Annotated in this window: 23 protein-coding genes and 1 pseudogene; 12 read left to right on the forward strand and 12 right to left on the reverse strand. The window is 40.2% G+C overall.

Annotated elements, in window-relative coordinates; translation table 11 throughout:
• The first annotated feature begins 283 nt into the window (after window positions 1–283).
• Both CL667_08040 and CL667_08045 read left to right on the forward strand, forming a co-directional pair.
• The gene (locus tag CL667_08040; GenBank protein MAL17648.1) at window positions 284–1,159 is read left to right on the forward strand and encodes an acyltransferase; all 876 of its coding nucleotides are present in this window, start codon (window positions 284–286) and stop codon (window positions 1,157–1,159) included.
• Window positions 1,156–2,202, forward strand: coding sequence for an agmatine deiminase (locus CL667_08045; GenBank protein ID MAL17649.1), 1,047 nt, complete (start codon window positions 1,156–1,158; stop codon window positions 2,200–2,202). The genes CL667_08040 and CL667_08045 overlap by 4 nt, the downstream gene beginning before the upstream one ends.
• Here the strand turns inward: CL667_08045 and CL667_08050 are convergent.
• The 5 genes from CL667_08050 to CL667_08070 all read right to left on the reverse strand — a co-directional run bounded on the left by CL667_08050 (window position 2,192) and on the right by CL667_08070 (window position 8,688).
• Window positions 2,192–3,502 (reverse strand): hypothetical protein, encoded by a 1,311-nt coding sequence (locus CL667_08050; protein MAL17650.1) that lies wholly within the window; start codon window positions 3,500–3,502, stop codon window positions 2,192–2,194. The genes CL667_08045 and CL667_08050 overlap by 11 nt on opposite strands.
• A 101-nt stretch (window positions 3,503–3,603) precedes the next feature.
• The gene (locus tag CL667_08055; protein MAL17651.1) at window positions 3,604–5,976 is read right to left on the reverse strand and encodes an ATPase; all 2,373 of its coding nucleotides are present in this window, start codon (window positions 5,974–5,976) and stop codon (window positions 3,604–3,606) included.
• A gap of 73 nt (window positions 5,977–6,049) precedes the next feature.
• On the reverse strand, window positions 6,050–7,159 hold the full coding sequence (locus CL667_08060; protein ID MAL17652.1) for an acyl-CoA desaturase: 1,110 nt from the start codon (window positions 7,157–7,159) through the stop codon (window positions 6,050–6,052).
• Window positions 7,160–7,224: 65 nt separating this feature from the next.
• Entirely contained in the window at window positions 7,225–8,400 is a 1,176-nt protein-coding gene (locus CL667_08065; protein MAL17653.1) for a hypothetical protein, read from the reverse strand.
• A gap of 78 nt (window positions 8,401–8,478) precedes the next feature.
• Complete coding sequence (locus tag CL667_08070; protein ID MAL17654.1) at window positions 8,479–8,688, reverse strand: cold-shock protein; 210 nt, start codon at window positions 8,686–8,688, stop codon at window positions 8,479–8,481.
• A gap of 413 nt (window positions 8,689–9,101) precedes the next feature.
• On the opposite strand from CL667_08070, the gene CL667_08075 reads away from it, so the two are divergent.
• Window positions 9,102–10,550, forward strand: coding sequence for a carboxypeptidase (locus CL667_08075; GenBank protein ID MAL17655.1), 1,449 nt, complete (start codon window positions 9,102–9,104; stop codon window positions 10,548–10,550).
• A gap of 147 nt (window positions 10,551–10,697) precedes the next feature.
• Here CL667_08075 and CL667_08080 read toward each other — a convergent pair whose 3' ends face one another.
• The gene (locus tag CL667_08080; protein MAL17656.1) at window positions 10,698–11,594 is read right to left on the reverse strand and encodes an AraC family transcriptional regulator; all 897 of its coding nucleotides are present in this window, start codon (window positions 11,592–11,594) and stop codon (window positions 10,698–10,700) included.
• A gap of 191 nt (window positions 11,595–11,785) precedes the next feature.
• Here CL667_08080 and CL667_08085 point away from each other — a divergent pair, with 191 nt between their 5' ends.
• The 7 genes and pseudogenes from CL667_08085 to CL667_08115 all read left to right on the forward strand — a co-directional run bounded on the left by CL667_08085 (window position 11,786) and on the right by CL667_08115 (window position 17,333).
• The gene (locus CL667_08085; protein ID MAL17657.1) at window positions 11,786–12,514 is read left to right on the forward strand and encodes a carboxymuconolactone decarboxylase; all 729 of its coding nucleotides are present in this window, start codon (window positions 11,786–11,788) and stop codon (window positions 12,512–12,514) included.
• A 73-nt stretch (window positions 12,515–12,587) separates the two neighbouring features.
• Entirely contained in the window at window positions 12,588–13,583 is a 996-nt protein-coding gene (locus CL667_08090; protein ID MAL17658.1) for a gluconolaconase, read from the forward strand.
• An 83-nt stretch (window positions 13,584–13,666) separates the two neighbouring features.
• A pseudogene (locus CL667_08095) lies at window positions 13,667–14,959 on the forward strand (sorbosone dehydrogenase).
• A 418-nt stretch (window positions 14,960–15,377) separates the two neighbouring features.
• Window positions 15,378–15,860: a DUF4440 domain-containing protein gene (locus tag CL667_08100; GenBank protein ID MAL17659.1), complete on the forward strand. Its 483-nt coding sequence runs from the start codon at window positions 15,378–15,380 to the stop codon at window positions 15,858–15,860.
• 35 nt (window positions 15,861–15,895) lie between these two features.
• On the forward strand, window positions 15,896–16,342 hold the full coding sequence (locus CL667_08105; GenBank protein MAL17660.1) for a DUF4440 domain-containing protein: 447 nt from the start codon (window positions 15,896–15,898) through the stop codon (window positions 16,340–16,342).
• 44 nt (window positions 16,343–16,386) lie between these two features.
• Window positions 16,387–16,881, forward strand: a complete 495-nt coding sequence (locus CL667_08110) for a cupin (protein MAL17661.1) — start codon at window positions 16,387–16,389, stop codon at window positions 16,879–16,881.
• A gap of 65 nt (window positions 16,882–16,946) precedes the next feature.
• Window positions 16,947–17,333, forward strand: coding sequence for a hypothetical protein (locus tag CL667_08115; GenBank protein ID MAL17662.1), 387 nt, complete (start codon window positions 16,947–16,949; stop codon window positions 17,331–17,333).
• 56 nt (window positions 17,334–17,389) lie between these two features.
• Here CL667_08115 and CL667_08120 read toward each other — a convergent pair whose 3' ends face one another.
• The 4 genes from CL667_08120 to CL667_08135 all read right to left on the reverse strand — a co-directional run bounded on the left by CL667_08120 (window position 17,390) and on the right by CL667_08135 (window position 19,778).
• Entirely contained in the window at window positions 17,390–17,788 is a 399-nt protein-coding gene (locus CL667_08120) for a hypothetical protein (protein ID MAL17663.1), read from the reverse strand.
• 127 nt (window positions 17,789–17,915) lie between these two features.
• The gene (locus tag CL667_08125) at window positions 17,916–18,125 is read right to left on the reverse strand and encodes a cold-shock protein (GenBank protein MAL17664.1); all 210 of its coding nucleotides are present in this window, start codon (window positions 18,123–18,125) and stop codon (window positions 17,916–17,918) included.
• A 290-nt stretch (window positions 18,126–18,415) separates the two neighbouring features.
• On the reverse strand, window positions 18,416–19,195 hold the full coding sequence (locus CL667_08130) for a S1/P1 Nuclease (protein MAL17665.1): 780 nt from the start codon (window positions 19,193–19,195) through the stop codon (window positions 18,416–18,418).
• A 91-nt stretch (window positions 19,196–19,286) separates the two neighbouring features.
• Complete coding sequence (locus CL667_08135; GenBank protein MAL17666.1) at window positions 19,287–19,778, reverse strand: glyoxalase; 492 nt, start codon at window positions 19,776–19,778, stop codon at window positions 19,287–19,289.
• 134 nt (window positions 19,779–19,912) lie between these two features.
• Here CL667_08135 and CL667_08140 point away from each other — a divergent pair, with 134 nt between their 5' ends.
• Together CL667_08140 and CL667_08145 are read left to right on the forward strand one after the other, a co-directional pair.
• Complete coding sequence (locus tag CL667_08140) at window positions 19,913–22,252, forward strand: hypothetical protein (GenBank protein MAL17667.1); 2,340 nt, start codon at window positions 19,913–19,915, stop codon at window positions 22,250–22,252.
• A 99-nt stretch (window positions 22,253–22,351) separates the two neighbouring features.
• Entirely contained in the window at window positions 22,352–23,452 is a 1,101-nt protein-coding gene (locus CL667_08145) for a glucose-fructose oxidoreductase (GenBank protein ID MAL17668.1), read from the forward strand.
• 9 nt (window positions 23,453–23,461) lie between these two features.
• On the opposite strand, the gene CL667_08150 is transcribed toward CL667_08145, so the two are convergent.
• On the reverse strand, window positions 23,462–23,941 hold the full coding sequence (locus tag CL667_08150; GenBank protein MAL17669.1) for a hypothetical protein: 480 nt from the start codon (window positions 23,939–23,941) through the stop codon (window positions 23,462–23,464).
• Window positions 23,942–24,076: 135 nt separating this feature from the next.
• Window positions 24,077–25,747, reverse strand: coding sequence for an amidase (locus CL667_08155; protein MAL17670.1), 1,671 nt, complete (start codon window positions 25,745–25,747; stop codon window positions 24,077–24,079).
• Window positions 25,748–25,879: the final 132 nt, after the last annotated feature.

Consider the following 25,879-nt stretch of genomic DNA (forward strand, 5'->3'; position numbering starts at 1 on the left):
GGAGTATATAAACAAAGTTGGAAGTTATTTCAACTAAAGTATTGTCTATAAATGATTTGTGAGATTTTGTGAACCATAATAATTGAAAATTATTTTTAATTACTGAGATAAATGAACCATATGAACGTTTTATTACGCATATATAAGTGAGCAGACACTCTTGCTCAATTCATCGGTTTTTCGGGGTACAAACTAATCGGGAAGTTTTAAGGCTTCCCGATTTTTTATGCATTCTTTTGGCACTCAGTTTCCATAATTTAGGGACTCAACTAAGTGATCTGCTATGAAAGAAGAAAAAGTCAGCATTGGTCTGATTCAAACATCCTGTACATCGAACCCGAAGGACAATCTGTACACTCAAATGGGTTTAATACGAGAGGCTGCAGAACAAGGCGCTCAAATTATTTGTCTGCAAGAACTCTTTAATACGCTGTATTTTTGTGTGGATTATAACGACGATTATTTTGACTGGGCAGAACCCATTGATGGAGAGTTGGTAATAAGTTTATCGGATTTAGCCAAAGAATTGGAGGTCGTGATTGTTGCTCCATTTTTTGAGAAACGAGCCAAAGGCATCTATCATAATTCATTGGTTGTAATTGATGTAGACGGACAGGTTTTAGGCAATTACCGCAAAACGCATATTCCTGATGATCCGGGATTCTATGAAAAATATTACTTCACTCCCGGAGATGAAGAGACTGGATTTAAGGTGTTCGATACCAAATTTGGAAAAATAGGTACACTTATTTGTTGGGATCAGTGGTATCCCGAGGCAGCAAGAATAACCGCTTTGAAAGGCGCTGATATCCTATTCTATCCGACTGCTATTGGAACGCTTCCTACAGAAGGGAAAAAGGAGAAAAAGGAATATCAGGATGCATGGGAGACGATTCAGCGTAGCCATGCCATTGCGAATGGCTGTTTTGTGGCTTCCGTAAATCGTGTTGGAAAAGAATCCGGATCTAAATTTTGGGGTGGTTCTTTTGTAGCCGGACCTTTTGGGCAAGTGCTCAATAAAGCCGGAAGTAAGGAAGAGATCCTTGTGACCGAAATCGATTTATCTGAAATTGAGCAACAGCGCAAAACCTGGCCGTTTTTTAGAGACCGGCGGATTGAATTATATAAGCCCATCCTCAAAAGAATGGATGACCAGTGAGCCATAAGCAATTTAAAATGCCACCGGAATGGTCACGCCATGCCGCTACACAACTTCACTGGCCTTCAAATAGAGAAACCTGGCCGGGAGAACGGCTAGAAAGGGTGGAAGAAGTCTATTGCCGGATTATTGAAGAGCTGCATTTTTTTGAACCCATTCATTTGTTTGTTGAAAGCCTTGAGATCCGAAACAGGGTGATGCAAAAGTTATCACTTAAGGCTGTTGATTTAGATCGCATTATCATCCATCAACGAAAAATTAATGATGTGTGGGCTAGGGATTGCGGTCCTATTTTTGTTAAAACTGAAGAAGGATTTGCAATCACCGATTGGGGATACAACGCCTGGGGAGAGAAATATCCACCTTGGGAAGATGACAACAGTTTACCTCAATACATTGCCAATAAATTCAGCATAGATCGTATAGTCCCTGAGATGATTTTAGAGGGTGGCTCAATTGATGTGAATGGAGATGGAGCTTTATTGACAACGGAATCGGTACTGTTGAATGAAAACCGGAATCCGAATTTATCAAAAGAAGAGATTGAGAAAAGACTTCAGCGTTATCTCGGGGTAGAGCAAATAATTTGGCTGAAGAGGGGATTAGCTGGAGACGATACCGATGGACATATTGATGATATCACACGCTTCCTTAATAAGGATACGGTTATGACCATGGTTTGCGATGATGAAAATGATGTCAATTTCGATTCACTTCAGGAGAATCTGGAAATCTTGCGGTCGGTAACTCTTAAGAATGGAAAGCCACTTAACATTGAGACGCTACCGTTACCACAAACAAAAATTGAAGGAACCACGGTAGACGGTTCAGAATATGTACCCGCAAGTTATGCTAATTTCTATATAGCTAATGGAGTTGTGTTGGTACCTACTTATGACAAGCGGTATGATGGACAGGCGCTTGAGCTGTTGAGGAAATACTTCCCGACGCGAAAAGTAATTGGAATAGACTGTGCTGATTTAGTTTGGGGGCAAGGTTCTATCCACTGTATTACCCAACAGTGGTATGGTATTAATCATTAGAAGTGAGATTCTCGTCTTCATTTTTAATGCGAGTAGGAGTCTCTTCACCTGAGATGATGACCCATGCAGCTTTTGCAATGGCAGTGATTGTATTGGTAGTGTGAGGGATATTTAGTGTTTTAAACTCATCAGTAATACGATGGTAATCCTGATCAACATCAATTGGAGTTGTGCTTATACTATGAGCCGGAACCCCTAACTCAGCAAGGGGGGCGTTGTCTGATCTATAAAAGAGATTCTGACTCGGGTAAGGATCGGGATAAAAAGTAAAGCTCGAATCAGAAACGCTGTTTTGCAAAATTTCGCCAAAGGTTGATTTCTCGAAGCCGGTGATCCAGGCGGTGTTTGGTCCCTCGACAGCAGGTTTTCCAATCATTTCAATATTAAACATAGCGGTGATTTCATCCGGATTTACCTGACTCGAAAAATATTTCGAGCCATATCCACCAACTTCTTCTGCTGTAAAAGTGACAAAGTAAATGGTGCGCTCGGGTTTTGGCATTTCCTTGAAATAGCGGGCAAGTTCTATGACAGCAGAAACCCCGGAGGCATTATCATTGGCGCCATTGGCAACAGAGTCTTCATCAACGGGTGAAACAACGCCAATATGATCGTAGTGAGCGGAGATGAGAACAATCTCATCGTCTCTTTCGCCTTCAATTTTACCGGCTACATTATAGAGGTCTATTGGTGTAACATTGTTTTTAATCTGTATATCAAATGAATTTACGTTCTCATTTGACAGGATAAATACGTCGTTTGGCTTTGAGCCGAGCTCCATAGTCCTAATAGAGCGGCTGAAATATGAGCGGTATCGATGGAAGAGCATTTTATGTGCTTCATCAACAACAATGAGAGAAGATTTTTCGTCAGAAGAGTACTTTCTGAATTGGTTTCGATAGTCATCGCTCTGATCAATTCTGTGAATCTCTGCATCATTTTTCCAACTTATCTCCTCTTCATAAACTAAGCCAAAGTAATGCTGATCATCCAGAGCTTTGTTGTTTACAGAAACGGAAACATCGGCGGGTTTGATAGAGTAAAGAGTAAAGTTCTGGCGGAAATTATCTTGTCCAGAAACGGTAGTTAGTCCAATGTCAGAAAACTCATTTGAAATATAATCAGCAGCTATAGAGATCTCATCTCCAAAAGCGTGACGCCCTTTCATCGAGTTTGCGCTTAAATCTTTTATAATACGCTCAACATTATGTTCAGACACTTCCGGCTTTACCTCGCAGGAGGTGAAGGATAGGCCTAAAATTGTTACAAATAATAATGTCGATAGGTAACGGTTCAACATATTTTTTTTGCTGATAAATGCATTATTAATGGAACCAATCTTAAGCATCATTTAGATACTTATTTGAAAAAAAATGATATCCTGAGTAAAGCTCTGTAAAATTATTTAATCCAGTGATTCAGCATGGCTTTAACTTTATCTACAGACACAGGTTTTGAGATAAAGTCATTCATTCCTGCCTCAAGGCATCGCTCTCTGTCTTCCAGGAAAGCATTGGCGGTCATAGCGATAATGATGGGCTGTTTTTCTTGGGCTAAGTTTTTTCGAATCAGTCGAGTTGCTTCAATGCCATCCATAATGGGCATTTCCATATCCATGAAAATGAGGTTGTAATCAGTGAGTTCTAACATCTCCAGGGCCTCTTTTCCATTATTAGCAATGTCGACTTTGAGGTCACTTTTCTCAAGAATTTTTTCAATAACTTTTTGATTAAGGATGTTGTCTTCAACCACAAGTACCTTAACATGCTTATTTTCGTGAACCGATTTATCGGAGTGAATTTCGGTGCTTTCTACAGCTGTTTCCGTAGCTTTTGTCTCTTTGGCTTCTATAGTGAAATAGAATTGAGAACCTTTATCAACCTCGCTTTCAAACCAAATTTCACCTCCTAAAGATTCAACCAACTTCTTACTGATAACGAGTCCTAAACCGGTACCGCCATGTTTTCGGGTTCTGCTGGAATCTAGCTGGGTAAAGCTCTTGAATAAACGGTTCATGTCTTTCTTAGAAATCCCATCACCCGAATCCTTGATAGAGAATTTTAGATTTCCTTTTCTATTTGAATGGGTATTTGAAATTTTATCAACCGATACGACAACACTTCCTTCATGAGTAAACTTAACGGCATTTCCAATTAAGTTGATTAGGATCTGTTTGAGGTGAGTTTCATCCGTCATAACCAAATCAGGAATGTCGTGACTGACCTTGGTTTCAATACTTAACCTTTTATTAGTTGAAAGAGGAGTTAGCATATTCACGATTTCGTGAACCACTTTACTAACATTGACAGGCTTCAATTCCTTATCTATACCGGTAGACTCAAATTTTGAATAATCCAGAATGTTATTCAAAATCTCCAGCAGGTTTTCCCCGCTCTTCTTGATGTGAATAGCAAAGTCCTGTTTTTCATCTTCGGAATCAGTATCCAGCAACAGCTCGGAAAGCCCAATAACTGCATTTAACGGGGTCCGAATTTCATGACTCATCGTAGAGAGAAACTGACTTTTAGCTTTTGCAGCTTCTTCAGCTTTTATGCGTGCTTTGCTCAAAGAATTTGTAAAACGGTAAGAAAGTATCAAAGACTGCAAAAAGAAAAATGAAAAGAACCCAATGAAGTTCAGCAGCAGGTTCTCGTCAAGAAGGGTGAAATACTCCAGTAGGTTATGACTGAATACAACGAATACCATGACCGTACTCGCTAGAGCAAAACCTGAACCCTCTCTTTTATTGATGGTTGCCTTAATGTATACCCATGTTATATAAGCAATGAGTAAGGGAAGGACTCCAAAAAACAAGTTAATCAGGCTGGTAAAGTAGAAGGCAGGAAAGAAAAGAGTAATCGCCGAGAGCGTGCCAAAAACTCCACTAAAAGCGTAGAGTATATACTTATTTACTTCGACTGGGTATAATTTCTTTACAAAAGCGCAAAACAGAAAGGCGGTAAAATAAAGTGAGAAATACTCGGCTTTGATGGTCAATATCCAAGGGATCTCTGGAAATAAATAATGAAGAGGGTAGAGTTCAGTGCCAAAAACACGGTAGCTGAAAAAGAAACAAACAGCTGCAAAATATATCATGGGCTCTTCGTGGCGCCCAAATAGATATAGTCCCAGAAAGAAGAGACCGATCATAAAGAGGCATCCGGTTAAAAGAAGGGTATAGCCAATTTCAATAGTTCGCTCTCGTTCAAGGTGTTTTGCACTCCCTAAAATAATGGGGAGCCGGATACCGCCTTTACTGTGCTTAAAGTTAGAAACCTGAAGCACAAGGTTAAGTGTATCAGAATCGAATTGATTTATTGAGACGGTTTTAGGCAGCCAGAAGGGAGTATAATCTTCGGGATTTGTGGCAACTTCGCCATTTCTGGAAACCTCAGTGCCATTGATAAACAAAGTGTAAGCGGTGTAGAGGTCAGGAATAGTTAAAGCCAGGGGAGGGTGACTTTGAGGCTTTATGATCTGTAGCGTGTATGTTGCATATCCAAAAGAGGGGAGATCGGAGTCCCTCCATAGATGTGGAAACTCTACATAGGTCTTTTTTTCAGAAGTCTGAGTTGCAGAAGGGGCCAGTAATTCATTCCAGTAGAACCCCCATTCACCATTAAGCTCTAAAGAGTTTTGAGATTCAATTTGAAATGAGGAGAGGTCAATAACCCCTTCAGAAGCTATGGGTTGGGCACGTACCTCTTCTAATGGTAATGACAAAAGAATCAGTATACCGATACAGTTCCATAGGTAATAAATTACTCGAAGCATTTCTCCTGGCTTTTTTAACTAAGCAGGAATGTAGGAAAAGCTATTATAAAATAGGGCTTTGTAATATTAGAACTTAAGCCTGTTTAGCGCCTTCCCAGGTAAAGTTAGGATCCCCGAAGTTTTTTAGGGTTCGGTAGTGAGAAGCAACAGCTTCCCTAAAGGTTTCATGGTGATTGTAGGGGATTCCGAATTCTTTTGCTGTTTTTTCGACAATCAGGCTGATTTCCGGATAGTGAATACTGCAGACTTTTGGGAAAAGGTGATGTTCGATTTGATAATTCAGTCCACCGATAAACCATGAGAGGGGTTTGTTAGCCCTTGCAAAGTTATTAGTGGTAATCATCTCGTGGATAGCCCAGTGATTTTCAATAACGTTGTCTTCATTGGGTTCGGGATGCATAGTCTCTTCAACCACGTGAGCAAGTTGGAAAATTACCCCAAGAATAAACCCTGCAGTCAGGTGAAGGCTCATAAAACCTATTAGCCAGTGATACCAAGTTATATCCAAAAGAATTATTGGTAATACAATGGTGTAACCATAATACAATACTTTAGTTACAATCAGCGTAACCCATTCTTTGAGCGGGTGGTTTTTATTTTCGTAAGGCCCTAATGGACTTTTAAAGAAATACCAGTAGTCTTTCACGAAAACCCAGAAAAAAGTAGCAAAGCTGTAGGCAAAGAATGCTAAAATATGCTGAAGGCGGTGAACGGCTTTATACTCAGAATGAGGGGAAAGGCGTATAAAGGCAGCCACTTCGAGATCTTCATCGTGGCCATGAATATTCGTGTAAGTGTGGTGAATGATGTTGTGAGTGATCTTCCAGATGTAACCGTTAGCGCCCATCAAATCAAAAGTAAGGCCTAATACATAATTGACCTTATTATTAGAAGAATAAGAACCGTGTAGGGCATCATGGGCTACAGAAAAGCCAATACCAGCCATTCCAACTCCCATAGCCACGCACAATAGCCACATTATTCCAAGCGAAAACTGTCCGGATATGAGGAGTGCATAGGCTCCAAAATAAAGAGTAAGAAGAATTATGGTTTTGAAAACCATAGAAGCATTAGCGTGTTCGGAAAGATTATTTTCTTTGAAATACTCCTTCACCCTTGTTTTAACGGTCTTGCTAAATTCCTTGTCAATCTTGTTGTTAAATGTAACTTTCTCGACACTCACAAAAAGCCCCTGCCATTTAGATTTTTATTGCCACTTTAAAGTAAGTAAAAATGACGGGAAATAATTCATTCTAACACTTTAATATTCAAGCCCCGTGAAGTAAGCCGATCAGCTAGTTGAGTGCCGAATGCGGTTGCAGGAGTTTTAAATCCAGCTAACTTTATTGTATCCAAAGATTCAAACAAACATAAAGCGGATTCACACAAGAAAAACACAGTAGCTTTGTTTCCGGGATCACCAGGATATGACATTTTAAGTGATACCGTTTTATCAGTCTCATCTTTTGCAATCGCTAATAATTTGAAATAACCGTTTTCAATTTGTTCTTCAGAAGGACCTTCACCAGGGGCAGGCATGATTTTTTTCAATAAGCTTCTGAACCATTCTTTTGGTCCGAAAATGGCTATCGCTAATACAATAAATGAAACCACGAAAAATGGAATAGGGTTGTACCATTTTCCTAATGAGGAGTGCTCGCTGTAAGCAATACTTTCTGCATAACTATTATCTTCGGAACTTTTATAGACCACTTTGGAATTGATGGCTCCCATGATAAAAGGGGCAGACCATCTCTTGATAGCAGCATCAAACCCGAAAAATTGTGCGCGATCAGGTTTATGAATTTTTTGAGAACCATTGCTTATCAATAATCTGGGATCGCTCATTTCTTTGTACTCACCAGTTTCAAACTTATTGAGCATAGTGGCAATGGTACCACCATTAAATCCACCGCTTATAGAGTAGTAGGATTTAATGCTGAGTTTTTTTGGCTCACTGAACTTCTCTGAAATAAGTAAGGCAGCCAGATCGGCCGGTACAGAATCAAAACCAGAAAAGGGGATAAGCAGAGCACCGCTTTTTATTGCGTCTTCTTCATATAGGTCCTTCATTTTTCTTATGAAGCCTACTTCACCAGTTATATCCAGATAGTGAGTTCCGAACTTAGCACAGGCGGCAATAATTTCTTCACCGTACAAGGAGAATGGCCCAACTGTAGTAATTACAATCTTGGCCTGCTGTACTACCGTTTCAACTTGTTCTTTTATAGTGGTATCTACGATAAACTGACGATCTTTGGGTAGGGCTATCGTTTCAGCAATCCGAGAAACTTTGCTCGGGTTTCTGGCTGCGATGCCCCATTTAAGTGAATCTGGGGCATTATCGTTTAAATACTTGGCGGCTCTTTGACCCGTAAAGCCAGTTGCGCCAAAAAGAATGAGGTCGAAGGATTTATCGGACATGATAATAAGATGAAATTCATAGGTACAAAAAAACCCGGCCTGTAAACAGAACCGGGTTTTAAATTTGATTAGCTAAAATTAGCTAACTCGAGAAACTTCTACAGCACTAAGGCCTTTAGGTGTTTCTTCTACGTCATATTCTACTTCCTCACCATCAGCAAGCCCCTCTTCAAATCCAAGGTTTTGAATGTTGTTGCGGTGTACAAAGATATCCTTTCCACCATTCTCTGGTTCGATGAATCCGAAACCTTTCTGAGCATCAAACCATTTAATTTTACCGTATTCCATAATCGTGTTGTGTTGTATTGATTGCAGCTGAAGAGTGTTGGTTAATTTTATTAATCAAAACTGAGAACAGCTGCTTGTTTATTGTTAGTTGTACAAACTATAGAGGGGAAACAAATACTAAACTAATGTTACTAATACTGATTCTTACCATACATTTGCATCGCCATTAATATCTTCTTTATTATAATTAACTCCAAATAAAGCATACTTAATTTAATACAGCCGTAAATGACTTCATTCATGCTAAAATTTGGACCGTGGTCTTCATGAAAAACAATAAAGATTTACTGAATTTGACAAGAAATTCAGCTCCAGAATCACTAACTACTGTCCTTCCAGTAAACGAAATAAATTACATTATGCGAAACACCTATACTATCACGATTAGCGCACTATTATTATTGATTTCTTTGATGCCGGGTTTAGTTATGGCTCAGGAATCTAATGAACGAACTTCAAAAGTTGATTGGCAAAAAACCACAGAACATCAGGTAACCGTTAAAGGAAAAAAAGTTCCTTATACCACTACAATAGGTAATCAACCTGTTTGGGATGACTCCGGCAAACCAATCGCTTCTTTATTTTACACCTATTATGAGCGTTCTGATGTGAAAGATAAATCCCGACGGCCCTTAGTTATTTCATTTAATGGAGGACCGGGATCGGCTTCAGTTTGGATGCATATTGGTTATACAGGACCTAAAAAACTGAACATTGACAGTGAAGGGTTTCCGACTCAACCCTACGGAGTCACTGATAATCCTGAATCTATTATAGATGTAGCCGACATAATTTTTGTGAATCCTGTTAACGTAGCTTTTTCAAGGATTTTAGATCCGGAAGTTGACAGAAGTACCTTTTTTGGTGTGAATGCAGATGTTAGTTATCTGGCCGATTGGATTAATACTTTTGTATCTCGACAGAATCGATGGCCTTCACCCAAGTATCTAATTGGAGAAAGCTATGGTACAACGAGAGTATCAGGATTGGCAAACAGATTACAGTCTTCGCACTGGATGTTTCTTAATGGGGTGATTTTAGTTTCCCCGACCGGAATGGGAGTTGAGCGTGACGGACCTGTCGGAGATGCTACTCCATTGCCTTACTATGCAGCAACCGCTTGGTATCACGACGCATTAGGGAGCGAATTGCAGAACAAGGATTTGGATGATATTCTACCTGAAGTTGAAGAATTCACAATCAATGAATACATACCGGCCCTTGCGAAAGGTGGTTTTATCAGTGAAGCTGAGAAGGATATGATTGCCAGCAAAGTGGCAGAGTATTCAGGCATTGATAAAGATGTTATTCTTGATCATAACCTTCGGATTTCATCATCATTTTTCTGGAAAGAGCTACTTCGTGACCAAGAATTAACCGTAGGTCGACTTGATTCTCGTTATCGAGGGATTGATCGTGAAAATGCTGGAGACCGTTATGATTATGATCCTGCGCTGAGTTCATGGAACCATGCTTTCACACCCGCTATTAATCACTATCTGCGATCTGAACTGGGTTATGATACCGATTTACAATATTGGACTTTTGGTCCCGTGCGCCCTTGGGATCGAAGTGGAGATAACACCGGTGAAGACTTAAGGACGGCAATGGCTGAAAACCCATTTTTACACGTTATGATCCAAGCGGGTTATTATGATGGAGGCACCAACTATTTCGACGCCAAGTACACTATGTGGAATATGGACCCAAGCGGTAAACTTAGAGATCGTATGTCATTTAAAGGATATCGTAGTGGACATATGATGTATCTCCGTGCTGATGACTTGGTGACTTCAAATGAAGATATTCGCGAATTCATTCTTGAATCAATTCCTGCAGAAGGAATGCCTGCTAAGTACTAAAACAGGTTAGATTAATTTGAAAATTAAAGGCGCCCATTGGGCGCCTTTTTTTAATTGCCCTAAGAGGCCATTTTAGGGAGAACAAAACTCGCAAGTTTGCTACTTCCGGGTAGCAATAGCCTGATTCTCATAAACGGGACAGGCTTTTTAATTCACTCTTCTATATTCGCTCGGAGAAGATCCTACCTGTTCTTTAAACATCCGGCTGAAATGCTGGGGATAGTTAAAACCCAGTTCATAAGCAATCTGACTTATTGATTTGTCAGGATCAAATAACCGCTCTTTGGCAATATTGATCACTTTCAGCTGGATGTACTCTTGTGCCGATTTGCCGGTTTCCTTTTTGATCAGATCTCCAAAATAGTTGGCAGACAAATGACAGTTTTCAGCAAAATAGGCAACAGATGGTAAGCCGATACTTTGGGGTTTCTCAGAAACAAAGTAGTCATTTAACAAGTCTTCAAACTTTTCTAAAATTCCCTGGTTGGCATTTTCTCTTGTAATGAACTGGCGATCATAAAACCGTTCGCAGTAATTCAGAAAGAGTTCGATGTTGGAAGCTATGAGTCTCTTGCTATGCTTGTCTATGGATTGCTGCAACTCGAAATTAATCTTGGAAAAGCAGTCTAATATGGTCTTTCTTTCATTTTCAGACAGGTGTAAGGCTTCACTTGTGTTATAGCTGAAAAAGCTATATTCACTTAGATTCTTTCCAAGAGAAGTACCATGTATCAGATCTGGATGAAAAACTAATCCGTGGCCCATAGGCTGGTATGGCTCGGTCTTATTTTGCACATCAATGACCTGCCCCGGTGATATAAAAACCAGCGTTCCCTTTTGATAGTCGTACGTGTTTCGGCCATACGTAAGATTTCCACACTCCACATCTTTCAGCACGATGCAATAAAGCCCAAAGTACATTTTTTTACCGGTTCGTACTTCCGCTTTAGAGAAATCGATCACATTCACTAAAGGATGAGGAGTATCATGATTGTTAAAATCATTGTAGTCGCTGACGGTATTAAACCTGTATAACTGTGACATATCTTATATTGTTTTGTTGATGCAAATGTAGCCATTCTCATCCCTTATTAATAGCTCTGGGGATTCAATCAGTAATAATGGTTGGTAATTCCGTAATCGGTATAACGAGCAGCCTAAAGAATTATACTACATTGATTTGTTCTAAAAACAGGAAAATTAAGAATGAAGATTACTATTAAATCTATGTCAATATGAGAAAAGCTACAATTCATGCAATGATCCTTTTGGCCATCTCACTGTGGACAATATCGAGTGAAACAAAAGCTCAAAATATTGCAGATGAAACTCAAAACTTAAATGAGGAGCAACAAGCTATTGTACTCATATCCGCTTATACAGCTACCGGAAATCTCGAAAATTTGAATGATGCTTTGAAGGAAGGTTTAGAAGCGGATCTTACTGTAAATGAGATCAATGAAGTCATTGTTCATCTATATGCGTATGTAGGATTTCCTCGAAGCATCCGCGGCTTGAACACCTTTATGGATGTATTGGATGAACGGGAAGCTAAAGGAATAGAAGATGAAATGGGTCCGGAAGCCACCCCCATAAACGATGAAAGAAGTAAATACGAGCGTGGCGTAGAAACTCTGTATGAACTGACCGGCAGAGAATGGGGGCATCCCGAATCAGGCTATGGCGCTTTTGCTCCTGTCATTGACCGGTTCCTGAAAGAGCATCTTTTTACCGACTTGTTTGAACGAGATGTATTAACGTATTTGGAGAGGGAACTGGTGACAATCTCTGCACTCAGCAGTATTCGAGGGGTAGAACCAATGCTAGGAAGTCACATGAGAATAGGTATGAATCTTGGTCTGTCAGAATCTCAGCTTGAACAATTATTCTCCATCATTGAAGAAAATATTGGTGAGGCTGAGGCAGAAACCGGAAGAGAAATTTTGATTCAGATGAATAACTAAAACAAACAATGAACTCATTAATAAAATAGCTATGAAAGAAAGGAAACCGCGAATGTTTAATCTGAAATACAATATGATTGCCTTTGCACTCATATTGGTCATTGGAATATCTGTTCAAACAGCAAAAGCACAGCAAACAGATTCATATCCCGTTGGGAGTCCACTGGGTCTGAATTCAAACGGTGAGTTTCAGCCCATTTCTTCAAATGTGAAAGTCTATGGGGCTATTTATTCTGCTGAAAGCTGCACCTATGACGCTGATCGAGGACTTATTGTGGTTCCAAATCGTGGTCAATCTCAAAATGTACAGCCCAATGACGGCTGGATTTCACTTATCAATCATGACGGATCGGTTCATACCACAAAATGGATAGGTGTACAGAATTCCAACAGGCGCAGTAGCCTATCTCCACCTCTTGTAATCAACGACCCACTGGGTAGTACGATCGCCGATGGTATTCTGTATTTGGCCGATCGTGATGGAGGTGCAGACCAGGATGATCCTACGGTTGCTGTAATTCGCCGATTTGATTTAGAAACAGGAGCGCCGTTAGAAGAAATAAGAATCGAAGATTCTCCTTGGATCAATGACATTGCAGTAGCTGAGGATGGAACTATTTACACCACTCAATCTGGTGATTTGGGCCAGAACCCAGATCCACAAACATGGAAAGTCTGGAAAATTTCTACTGATGGTGATATTTCAGAATTTGTGGTAGGTAATCCAATAAACGTTCCTAATGGTATAGCAATAGATCAAGAAGGGAATATAGTGGTAGTCAATTTTGGCAATCCAAATGTACTGACTTTTTCTCCAGACGGGGAACTATTAAAAACTGAACAAGCTGTGCAAAGCAGAGGAGACGGAATAGAAATCATGGAGGATGGGACTAAGTATATAAGCAGTGTATTTGAAGGAGGCGTTTCCCGAATTGATGCAGATGGTTCAGTAGAGCTCATCGCTGAGAATATCCCAAGTGCTGCTTCCATGTGCTATGATTCAGACGCGAATCAACTGGTCATTCCTATGACTTCTCAAAATACGCTTGCTTTCATTCCTCTTGACTGATCAAAAGATAAATCAACTTCAAAACCAATAACATTATGGATACCAATAAAAGATTACCCAACTTTGAGAAGGTAACACAAGTTATGTCTGTGTTATCTCTTTTCATGGTTCTGCTAATTTCCGGATGTGCTGAATCAAGCCAAGACAATGAGCCGACTGCAAAGATCGTGTGTGATTCTGACAACGGTGGCATCACGCTTCCGGATGGATTCTGTGCAAGTGTTGTAGTGGATAGTATAGGTCCTGCACGCCATATGGCAGTGGCTGATAATGGTGATATCTATGTGAAAACACGCAGTGAAAAAGGTGGTGTGATCACCTTGCGGGATACCACTGGAGATTTTCAGGCCGACATCATTGAGTATTTCAGTGATATGACGGAAATGAGTCAGGGAATAGTTTGGGAAACAGGAATGGCTATCCACAATGGTTATATCTGGGCTTCGAATAAGCAGGAGGTCTATCGTTGGGAAATGCCCCAAAATGGTGCCCTCGTTCCTGAAGGAGAGCCTGAAATTATTGTAAGTGGCTTCCCTGACCAATGGGCACACGCTTCAAAATCTATTGAATTTGATGGCAAAGGGAACCTGTATGTAAACGTAGGTTCTCCTTCGAATAATTGCCAGCAAGATCCACGCACACCCGGCTCTTCTGGAATTGATCCGTGCCCACAATTGGAACAACATGCCGGTATTTGGCGATTTTCAGCCAAAGAAACAGGTCAAACATTTAGTCCGGAGGCCAGATATGCTACCGGACTCAGAAATGTCGTCGGACTTGACTGGAACTCAGAAGTAGAGGCACTCTATGTGATGCAACATGGTCGTGACCAGCTTAATACGCTTTGGCCTGATCTCTATACTGAGGAGGAGAATGCCGAGCTGCCCGCTGAGGAAATGTATCGTTTGTCTGAGGGTGCCGATGCCGGATGGCCCTATTGCTATTATGACTGGCAACAGGAAAAGAAAGTTCTCGCACCTGAGTACGGTGGTGATGGACAGATGGTTGGGCGTTGTTCTGAGTTCCTTGATCCCGTAGCCGCTTTTCCCGGACATTGGGCTCCAAACGGACTTCTGTTTTATGCCGGAGAGCATTTTCCAGAACGTTATCAGGGAGGCGCTTTTGTTGCTTTTCATGGCTCATGGAATCGTGCGCCATTACCACAACAAGGGTATAAAGTCACGTTCACTCCCTTTGAAGAAGGCACTCCGACCGGAGATTATGAGACCTTTGCAGATGGATTTGCTGGTACTGAGCCCATTCCTGACCGGGGAGCAGCAGAATATCGCCCTATGGGTTTAGCGATAGGACCAGATGGCGCATTATTCATTTCTGATTCTAAAAAAGGGAAAATATGGAGAGTGGTCTATACCGGAAAAGAAACAGCGGAAGCCGAAACGTCTGATTCGGTCCAGGAAGACACAAGTCAGGCCGTCGCAGAAAATACAAATGCGAACTCATCACTCAGCGGTGAAGAACTTTTTCAACAGTTGACATGCCATACTTGTCATGCAGTGAACCCCGATGACGGAACCTCTTCTACGGCACCTGCTTTGTATGACTATTACGGAAGTGAAGTGACTCTTCAAGGTGGTAGTACAGTAACAGCAGATGACGAATATATACGAGAGTCGATCCTGAATGCAAATGCTAAAGTTGTGGAAGGATATATGCCGGTAATGCCTAACTACGAAAGTCAACTTACAGAGGAAGAGGTAGATCTTCTGTTATCCTACATAAAATCACTTTCGTAATTACAGGCACGAATTTATAACCCATTAAACAACAGGTATTATGATCAAACCAAAAGCTATAAATAAGACATTTCAAGCATCCTCTTTGATATTGTTTTTAATCATGTCGGCTACTCAATTGGTATACGCACAAAGTGCAACTACCGTACAGGAGATTGCCGATCTCTCAGAACAAAAATGGACTTGGATGGCAGATAAAAACGTGAACAAGCTTGATTCTTTATTTCACGAGAAATCGAAATTCGTACATATGAGTGGAACCTGGAATAAAGACAGGGAACTCGAAATCATTGAAACCGGGAGTATTTGGTACAAAAATGCAGAAGTTCATGATGTGGTAGTTGAGGTCTTTGACGAGACAGCCATCCTTTGGAACCGCATTACACTACTTGCTGTAGTTCGGGGACATGAGGTCTCCAATGAATTCACGGTTACTGAGATTTACAAGAAATATGAGAGTGACTGGAAGTTGCTTGATCTTACATTTAGCAGCGTGCGCGACATTCATAGTATTGAAAAATGACCACCCTGAACCAAAAACTAAAAAAAGTTAACAATATGAAGACAATCATACTCAGCCTACTTTTAATAATCGTAAACGTTCAGCTTACAACAGCTCAGGAAACATCTTTAAATCAGGAGATTATCGAACTCTCTGGTGATAAATGGACGTGGATGGCAGATAAAGATGTAGAAAAGCTTGATGACCTATTCCACGACAAGTCTGTATTTATACACATGGGGGGATCATGGGGAAAAGAAAGAGAACTCAATATTATAGAGGGCGGAGGGATCTGGTATAAAAAAGCAGATATTCATGAGGTTTCCGTAAATATCATTGATGATACCGCAATTCTTTTGAATAGAATTACTCTTTTGGCTGAAGTCGGCGGAAATGAAGTTACAAATCCTTTTGAAGTAACCGAAGTCTATGTCAAGCAAAATGAAGACTGGAAATTAGCCTCCTTGTCCTTTACGCGTTTGTTTTCAGGCGGAGATGATTAGTCTCGAATTAAGTAATCTAAATTAGGTAAAACTATTAAATAACCATGACTACCTTCAAAACTTACGCTTCCATACTTTCGATATGTTTCTCTCTTCTGCTTACTTCTCAGGTTGTAGCACAAACTGAAAATAAAACATTGAAATCGGAAACTATCTTTCCAAAAGGTGAGAAATTAGAAAGTGACAATTTTACCGGTACGGCATGGGTGAGTTTCTTGATTCCGCCTGACAGCCTTAATCAAACATACGTTGGCAATGTTACATTTGAACCGGGAGCAAGAACAAATTGGCATTCCCATCCAGCTGGTCAGATTATTTTAGTTACGGATGGTGTAGGGTATTATCAGGAAAAAGGAAGCCCAAAGAAGATTCTTAGAAAAGGAGATTCTGTTAAGTGTCCACCTAATTTACCACATTGGCACGGGGCTAGTCCTGATAATGAGTTCGTACAGCTTGCTATTTCAAGTAGTGAACATGGTTCTACAAAATGGTTAGAGCCGGTGACGGATGAGGAGTATAACTCTACGGCTGAGGACTGATTGTAGCATATTGAGCAAATACTACTAACTCAAAACCTTAGACACCCAAGCCCGACTAACTCCAAATTTTCGGTCAACAGCAACAATTGGTCAAATTAGCAGTGAGTATCGAAAATGAATGCCATTACTGTTCAGCTATTCATTTTACTATTTTGAAAAACCAATTAAAAACAGATGAATCTATTGTAAATGCTGTTCGAAATGGTAAAACATTGCCAGATGCTAAACTGAATGCATTGGTTACCTATGCTCGCACTGTAGTAGAAAAACAAGGGCATGTTTCTTATGATGATATTCAGTCATTTATTGATGCAGGTTATATCAAACAAAATATGTTGGAAATTAACCTCATCACCACTCTGAAAACCATCAGCAATTACACCAATCATATTGTGGATACTCCGCTAGATGAAGCTTTTCAACCGGAGAAAATTGTGTTTCAATCTGCTTAATTTTTTTTGATTGAATAGTAGACCACGGCTTCTGTAAAGAGGTTCGGGGTTTTTATTTACGGAGCTTCTTGAGTATCAGGTATGGCAGAAGACTTCCCAAAAATGCGCACGCCCCAATACACAAATCGAGCTCTTAGTTTGCTCATGCTATCTTCAATACACATGGTCCGGAGAAGCTCATCAGCATATTCTCTGTATTTCAAATCCAGGTACTTTTCTCTCATCAGTTGATAGAGAGCATCATGCACCAGTGAACCCTGCATAAAGTTTTTAGTGTCAATGGTAGGTCCGCTTGGCCCATCCCAGGAATAACCTTTAGAGATAAACAGGATTCCATTTTCATCCAGATAAAGAAAATCATTACCTAGTTTTTGATCAGGTTCGATTTCAATCTTCCGTGAAAAGGAATCGACCAGGGTATATTTGTAGTGGCGACGTTTTTTGTAAAGAATCATAGAAGTCTCCCTTATTGGTGTTTAGAAAAGTGTAGCAGATTCAAAGGGAGGAGTCAAGAAAAACAGAAAGGCATAAAAAAAGTCCCGTACTTAAAAAGCACGGGACTTTAAAAATCAAAAAAGTTGATTATTCGAGAATATAAACTTCAGTAGCGCTTAGGCCTTTGTCAGTTTCCTCGATAGAAAATTCAACTTCTTCTCCGTCATTGATACCTTCGTTAAATCCGAGGTTCTCAATGTTGTTTCGGTGTACAAAAACGTCTTTTTCGCCATTGTCAGGCTGAATAAAGCCGAATCCTTTTTGTGCATCGAACCATTTTACTTTACCGTATTCCATAATAATAAATATATAAGTGTTGTTTCACAGGCACAGTGTCTTGTATACTTAAAAACAAGCATACTTCATTTCTTAAATCGGCTGTGATAATTGATTGTTAGTTATACAAACTATAGAAGGGAAAATTATACTGTACTAAATTTATAAATACCGATGTTCCTTTAATTTGTGTTTCAAAGATCTCCCGAATTCTGACCAATACCAAACTTTATCTCAGCTTTTACACTCTATATTAAAATTAAGATAGAGTGGTCTTGTGAAAATAAATTGGTGTTTGGCAAACAAGTTGATCATTTATAAATCTCATTAATCAAACCAGCCATTCGTACACCTGCTTTAACCAAGCGTTGCTCAACGGTATCCCAGTTTTTGAAAGAATACTCATAGCTAAGCTCTTTGTCTTCGGGAATATCATATACCTGAGGAAGAATGTCTTGAGATTCATAAGCCCAGTCTCGTACTGAGGTACTTTGCCATTCTGTTATTTGCTGATCGGTTGGGTGATTAACGTAGTCAGCTAATTCCGTATAACTTAACTGTTTGTCATCAATCATCTCGCTATCCCAAACCCGGTGTAGGTTAGAGTTGCTCCAAAACCACTGCAGCCGAACGTCGTTACCGCCTCGGTCATCACCATTTCCAACATGAAGAGGCTGGTGAAGGTCACCAACTAAGTGAACCAATACTTTAAGATTTTCTTCTTCCTGCTGAGCTGAAAGTCCGCCTTCTTTCAATTCACGAACTACTTTTTCAAGAGCCCAAATAATATCTCCACCTTCAGCTTTTTCTACTGACTCGTAAGTTTCACCCGGAGGGATGGTTACATAATGCCATGGCGACATGAAATCATAGTTATCATCAGAGCGAACTTCATCCATCCATGTACTTACTTCAGCAAGCGACTCATTTCCTAAAACGCGTTCCACTTCAGTAGCTGCCTTTTCTGTGAGATACTGTTCAGCAACATGACCTGTAGTGCGGTGACCAATTTGCCCCCAGCGCAGCGCTTCATTTGCGGTTGATGTAAAACCTAAAGCAAAAATGGATAAGAGAGTAAAGAGCTTCTTCATGAGTTAGTATGATTGTTGAATTGATTTTGCCCTAAGATAAGGGCGCTAAGATTACGATTCAGTAAAACTTTTATTGGATTGAAATTACTTTCTAAGTCAGTTCATTTAACAGATCCTTCAAATCTAAAGGGCGGGTAAACATTTTAATGCTTCCATCTTCTTTTGTGGGCCATTGGTCTTTGGGGCGATCATAATATAGTTCAACTCCATTCTCATCCGGATCATCAAGATAAAGTGCCTCAGAAACGCCATGATCTGAAGCTCCTGAAAGTGGATAGTCGGCATCAATTAGCCGCTGCAATATTTCAGCTAAGTCTTTCCGGGTAGGATATAAAATAGCTGTATGGAACAATCCGGTGCTGCTTTTTGGTGCAGGTGGGGCATCTTTACTTTGCCAGGTATTTAGGCCAATGTGATGGTGGTACCCTCCGGCAGAAATAAATGCAGCCTGATCGCCGTAAGTGGTTATAAGCTCGAAACCCAATAAACCGCAGTAGAACTCAAGTGAACGATCCAGATCAGAGACTTTTAGGTGTATATGGCCGATTCTAGTTTTAGATGGTATTTTGTAATCCTCTGACATATATGCACTTATAATATTTTTAGTTGATCCGATAATACATTTCGGAATATTTAATATCTCTAAGAGAATACGTAATTAGAGGAAAAAATATTTATAATATGAAAGGATTTGTAGTACTTAGGTAAAAGAATTAAATGATAGATAAAGGGAAAAAACTTACCGGTAATGATGCCGAACAGCTCTTTAATAGCGGCTCCATTATTGTTTTTAAGTGTGAACCTACGAACAGTTATCCAATTACTTTTGTCAGCCCAAATGTCAAAGATATTCTCGGGTTCTCTGTAGAGTACTTTTTAGAAAGTGATTTCCCCTGGGCTGAGCGTATTCACGAAGATGACAAAGAAAAAGTGGCCAGTAGATTCCATCAAATAATGAAAGATGGTGGGTCGGCAATAAATGAATACAGATTCAAGCGGCAAGATGGGCAAGAAATCTGGCTTCGTGACGAAATTACGATACAGTACGATGAGTCAGGAAATCCGTCCGCAATTTTAGGTACTTCTTTTGAAATTACTGATCGGAAAATCTCCGAACTGGAGTCTCAACGCGAGACGGAAAATGAATTAAGAAACAGACTTTCATATCAACACGCACTGGCAGAATGCTCAAATCTGTTGGTAGATGCCACGGATATCTCTGTTTTTGATAAAGTGCTGCACATTCTACAGGGGGCAACAAAAACTGATCGTATCTACTTCTTTACAAACAAGATTAACAAAGAAGGAGAATTATTAATTAGTCAACAGTTCGAAGCATGTGCCGAAGGGGTAGACCCCCAAATTGATAATCCGGACTTACAGAATATTCCTTATAAAGAATTTCCCTTTTTTCATCAGAGACTCTCATCAGGCCTTATAGTTAATTCCCCTACTGCTGAGCTGCCTTCTCCTGAGAAGGAACTTATGGAGGCTCAAGGTATATCATCGGCGTTATTACTTCCCATTTTTCAGGGAGAAGATTGGTTTGGGCTTATCGGTTTTGACTCTACGAATGAAGTGCGTTCATGGGAAAATTATGAGCTGCTTACACTGAAAACTACTGTTGAAATAATAGGAAATTTTCTAAAAAGGCTGTCGATGAAGGAGTCGCTCATTGAGCAACGAAATTTCACTCAGCAAATACTTGACAACCTCCCCAGTATTGTGACGGTGGTTGATAAAAGAATGAATCTGCTGTTATGGAATAAAACCGGTGAAAAACTGACGGGCTATTCCTCCGAAGAGCTGATAAAAATGTCAGCTTTTGATTTTATACCCAAAGAAAGCTACAAGTCCCTCACTGATGCTATAAAGAAGATTCTGGCAAATAAGCCTGCGGGTGAAGAAATTAGTCTTCAGCATAAGAGAGGGAAGATTTCCCCTTATTTTTGGAGGGGTAGTACTATTGAAATGAATGGGGATGAGGTATTTCTTTTAATTGGGATGAACATCAGCAAGCAAAAAGAAATGGAGAAGGCTCTTATAGAAGAGAAAAGGTTTGCAGATGCGATTATTGATGGTTTGCCGGGCACATTTTTTATGCTAGATGAAGAGTTGAATTTGGTAAGAGCGAATAAAAACTTTGCTCATGATCTTGGGTTTTCGATCGATGATTTGTTGAACAATTCTATAACAAATTTGTACTCCGAGGAGAGTAAAGAGCTTATACTCAATAAAAGGAGGGAGCTTTTTAAAAAAGGTAAAGTGAGTCTGGAGTCAAACCCAATTACTAAGAACGGCGAAGTTTTATCAAGAAATGTGAACGCTGCTCTTTTCGAGCGTGATCGCCAAACTTTTATCATAGGCACTGGGCAGGATATAAGTGATTTAAAACAAAGGGAAACGGAACTGCGGGCTACATTAAATGAAAAGGAAGTACTGCTGCAGGAAATTCATCACCGGGTGAAAAATAATCTTGCTGTTATTTCAGGTTTGCTGGAGTTGCAAGCATATGAGTATGAAGATGCAAATCTCAAACGGATGATTATGGAAAGCCAAATGCGTATTCAAACTATGGCGATGATTCATGAAAAGTTATACCAGTCTCAGAACCTGAGCCAAATTCCCGTACTTGAATATATTGATGACCTAATCAACCAAATAGAAAGCAGTATTACTTATGGCAGTTCAAAAGTTGAAATTGAAACCCATATTGAACCTATCGAACTGAATATCAATCAGGCCATCCCTTTTGCTCTTTCCCTCAATGAAATACTATCAAATGCTCTTGAGCATGCTTTTGTAGGTGTTAAGAATGGGAAGTTGAGAGTAGAGCTTAAAGAAAAAGGAAACGTAATTCACAGTACAATTTCTGATAATGGAATTGGGTTTTCTGAAAATGATAAAGCTGAAAAGCCTTCTTCACTTGGTATGACGTTAATCCATGCCTTACTAAGTCAGATTGATGCGGATTGGACTATGGATGGGACAAATGGAGTTACGTATAAAATTGCCTTTAGAAAAGATAAAGTAAAAGGATCAAGCAGCGCATTATAGCTCCCATATTTGATTCTTTTGATAAAATGAACATTTGAATATGTTCAGCTGTTTGCTTCTTTAGGTCTTATTAAATCGCTTACTCAAAACACTTTAGTTATGTCGAATCGATATTCAAGGAAAGATTTTTTTAAAAAGACAGGTTCGCTTATTGCCGGTGCTTCTCTGGTTGCCGGCTTTCCAAATATTATTATTCCACGAAAAAAGGACAAGCTAGGCGTGGCTTTAGTTGGTTTAGGGAGTTATGCTTCCGGATTATTAGCACCGGGCTTGCAGATGACACAGCACTGCGAGCTTAAAGGAATTGTTACTGGATCCCCGCATAAAATTCCACGCTGGCAAGAGCGCTACGGTATAGCAGATGGCAATGTTTATAACTATCAAAACATGCATGAAGTGGCAAATAACGATGAAATTGATGTGATTTATATTGTGCTTCCGACCGGCCTTCACGCCAAATATGCCATTATAGGGGCTGAAGCAGGTAAGCATGTTTGGTGCGAAAAACCAATGACAAAAACGGTGGATGATTGCCAAGCACTAATTAATGCCGCGAACAAAAGTAAGGTGCAGCTTACAATTGGCTACCGAATGCAGCATGAGCCAAATACACAGACCATTATTAAGTACGGTAAGGAGAAAACCTACGGTGCTGTAAAGGAAGTGAAAGCAGGTGCGGGCTACAGTGGTGGTCACGGGCCGGGTAACTGGCGTGCAAGCGCAGAACTTGGAGGTGGTGCTCTCTATGATATGGGTGTCTACGCAATCAATGGAGCTCGATATGCCACAAATATGGAGCCGATTGCTGTTAGGGGAAAACAATGGTCAGAGCGTGAAGAAATGTATAGTGAAGTAGATGAGTTTACGGAATTTGAGCTGAGGTTCCCTGAGGGAGTTACAGCATTCGGAGAAACGAGCTTTGGTAAGTCGACTAATTACTTGGATGTAGATGCCGAAGAAGGATGGTATAAACTCAGACCAATGCAAAGCTATAGCGGTGTTCGGGGAGAAACTAGTGACGGGATTAAGTTGCCCGCTGATCCAAATCATCAGCAAGCTCGGCAGATGGATAATGATGCTTTAGGTATCAAAGAAAACAGCAAACCATTGGTGCCGGGTGAGGATGGATTGCGGGATATACGAATAGTGGAAGCAATTATGGAATCATCCAAAAGAGGAGGGGAGTGGATTGATCTGTGATTATCACAATCAGCTTTTGAATTCTTGAATATATCTTGAATTCCCCTTGTAACGAATGTTTTTCTCATCCTTCACTTTTTCTGAAAGGAAATCTCTTGCCTCTTCAAAGTTCAGGTAAAGGTCACCGATCGATATTTTGTCGAAGAAATTTTTCCCATGAATTTCAATCCCTCCGTTACCTACAATTATGACTTTAATATCACTATAAGGAATTGACTTATTAAGGAGTGCCGTTTGTTGAACTTTGTCATCCTGAAATACAATCTGAAAACGGTGAAAGACTGGCAAAGAAAGTGCATAACTTAAAAGCGTTAGGAAAGAAGCAATAACGAGAGAGAGGTCAAGGATTAAGAGAGAGCTGGTTCCGATTCCACGCGAAAAGAAAGAGTATAACAGATAGATAGAAACGGCAATGAAAAAAGGCGCTGTAATGTAATAACCTGCTTTTACCAGACTATTTGGTTTTAAAACAATAAATCTGTTACCCATTCTACCCGATTGACTTAGCAAGTGCTTTTAATCTCTGAAAGAATTACTTAAAACACAAAGTAATTAAAAGTATTTTACTTAATTATAATAACTTAGCGTAAAATATTCAGCTTAAGTATAGTGTTTCATTCTTAATTAGTTTGAGAATAAAGGGGGGTGTTTTTTGTGGTGATCTGTCGCATCCTGATAAGCTTTGGCTACTGAAAGCACTTCCGCTTCTTTAAACAAGTCTCCCATAAATGTGATACTGGTTGGGTGCATATCATCGGTAAAACCATTAGGAAGTACAACACTTGGGTGACCTGTTAAATTAGTAACCAATAAGTTTCCTCCACCAAATGAAGGAGATATGTACACGTCAACCTTTTGCATAACCGAATCCATTTTTTGGATTAACTCATAACGAGCCCGGTTGGCATTAATGTACTCAGTAGCTGGAATGAAATGAGCCGCTCTGAAAGAATTTGGCCACGCATTAGGTTCCTGCCATTTCATTAAATCATCCTGATTTGAAAGGGTAAGTTGATCAAAAGCAGCTGCGCCTTCAGCAGTTAAAATCAGACTCAGCGCTCCGGCATTAAATTCCGGAAGTTCAAAAGGGATGAGCTCTACGCCAAGGTCTCTCATTGTTGCAAGTACAAGGCTGTCCCGTTCTTTGTTCCAATAGTCACGTTCGAAAGTAGATTTTAGATAACCAATTTTAAGCGTCTTGATATCAAGATCAGCATTGTAATTAAAGGGGAGGTCGATAATGGTCTGGTCCTTTCCGTCTGGACCATAAATAGCATTGAACACTAGGGCAGCATCTTCTACACTACGGGTAATAGGGCCGATTTTATCCATCGTCCAGCTCAAAGCCATAGCCCCGGTTCGGCTTACCCGGCCGTAGGTAGGGCGGAGGCCTGTTGTGCCATTTCTGGTAGATGGAGATACAATAGAGCCAAGGGTTTCAGTGCCGATAGCGAAAGGGAATAATCCTGCAGCCGTACCTGAAGCAGATCCCGCAGAAGAGCCACTTGAGCCTTGTTCTAAGTCCCATGGATTGTTCGTGCGGCCACCGAACCAAATATCACCGTAGGCTAAAGCGCCAAGAGTTGTTTTGGCAATGAGTACGGCTCCGGCAGCATCCAGCTTTTGTACGACCGTAGCGGTCTCATTTATCATTTGATCTTTATAAGGAGTAGCGCCCCAGGTTGTCTTATATCCTTCTACTGCTAATAGATCTTTAGCTCCATAGGGAATTCCATGCAAAGGGCCTCGGTAAACTCCCTGCTCCAGCTCTACATCCATTTGTTGAGCCTGTTGTAATGCTCTTTCTCTGGTTACAGTTACGATGGCTTCTAACTCATCATCATACTCTTCGATGCGATTCAGGAAAAACTCAGTAAGTTCTACAGAAGTAATTTTTCTGTCTTTGATGAGGGAGGCTAACTCGCCAATGGTATAGAAGGCAAGTTCATCTTTATTTTCGGGAAGAACTACATCACCAGGCAGGTCCCAAACTTGGGATTTTTGTTGGAAATTAAATCTTTTACCAACCGGAATTGGATTAAAAGTTAAAGCAGGAGGAATCGAATTATTCAGCTTCATATTTCGGATAGTTTGCAGATTCTCCCGGGTATCCTCAAGCTCATCAATCATGGTGTCTCTTTCGGCTTGTGTAAATTCAAGCCCAATAATGGAAGCTGCATCCTGAACCATTGTGGAAGTGATGGGTGCCTCTTTATCCTGAATGAGCGTGAACGCCAACACAAATCCCAAGACTATGCCCCCGCCAAAGAGCATGATTTTATTTATCTTTTTCATGATGTTTTTCTAACCTAAATGAATAATACTGCCTTATTTTAAAGTAGTGCATTATTAACAGAAACTGACAGTTAGTCAACGTTTAAATATTTTTTCTAAGTAGATAAGAATATTAAAAGATTGGGCTTCAAT

It is taken from the genome of Balneola sp. (assembly GCA_002694685.1).
In the GTDB taxonomy this organism is placed as follows: Bacteria; Bacteroidota; Rhodothermia; order Balneolales; family Balneolaceae; genus Gracilimonas.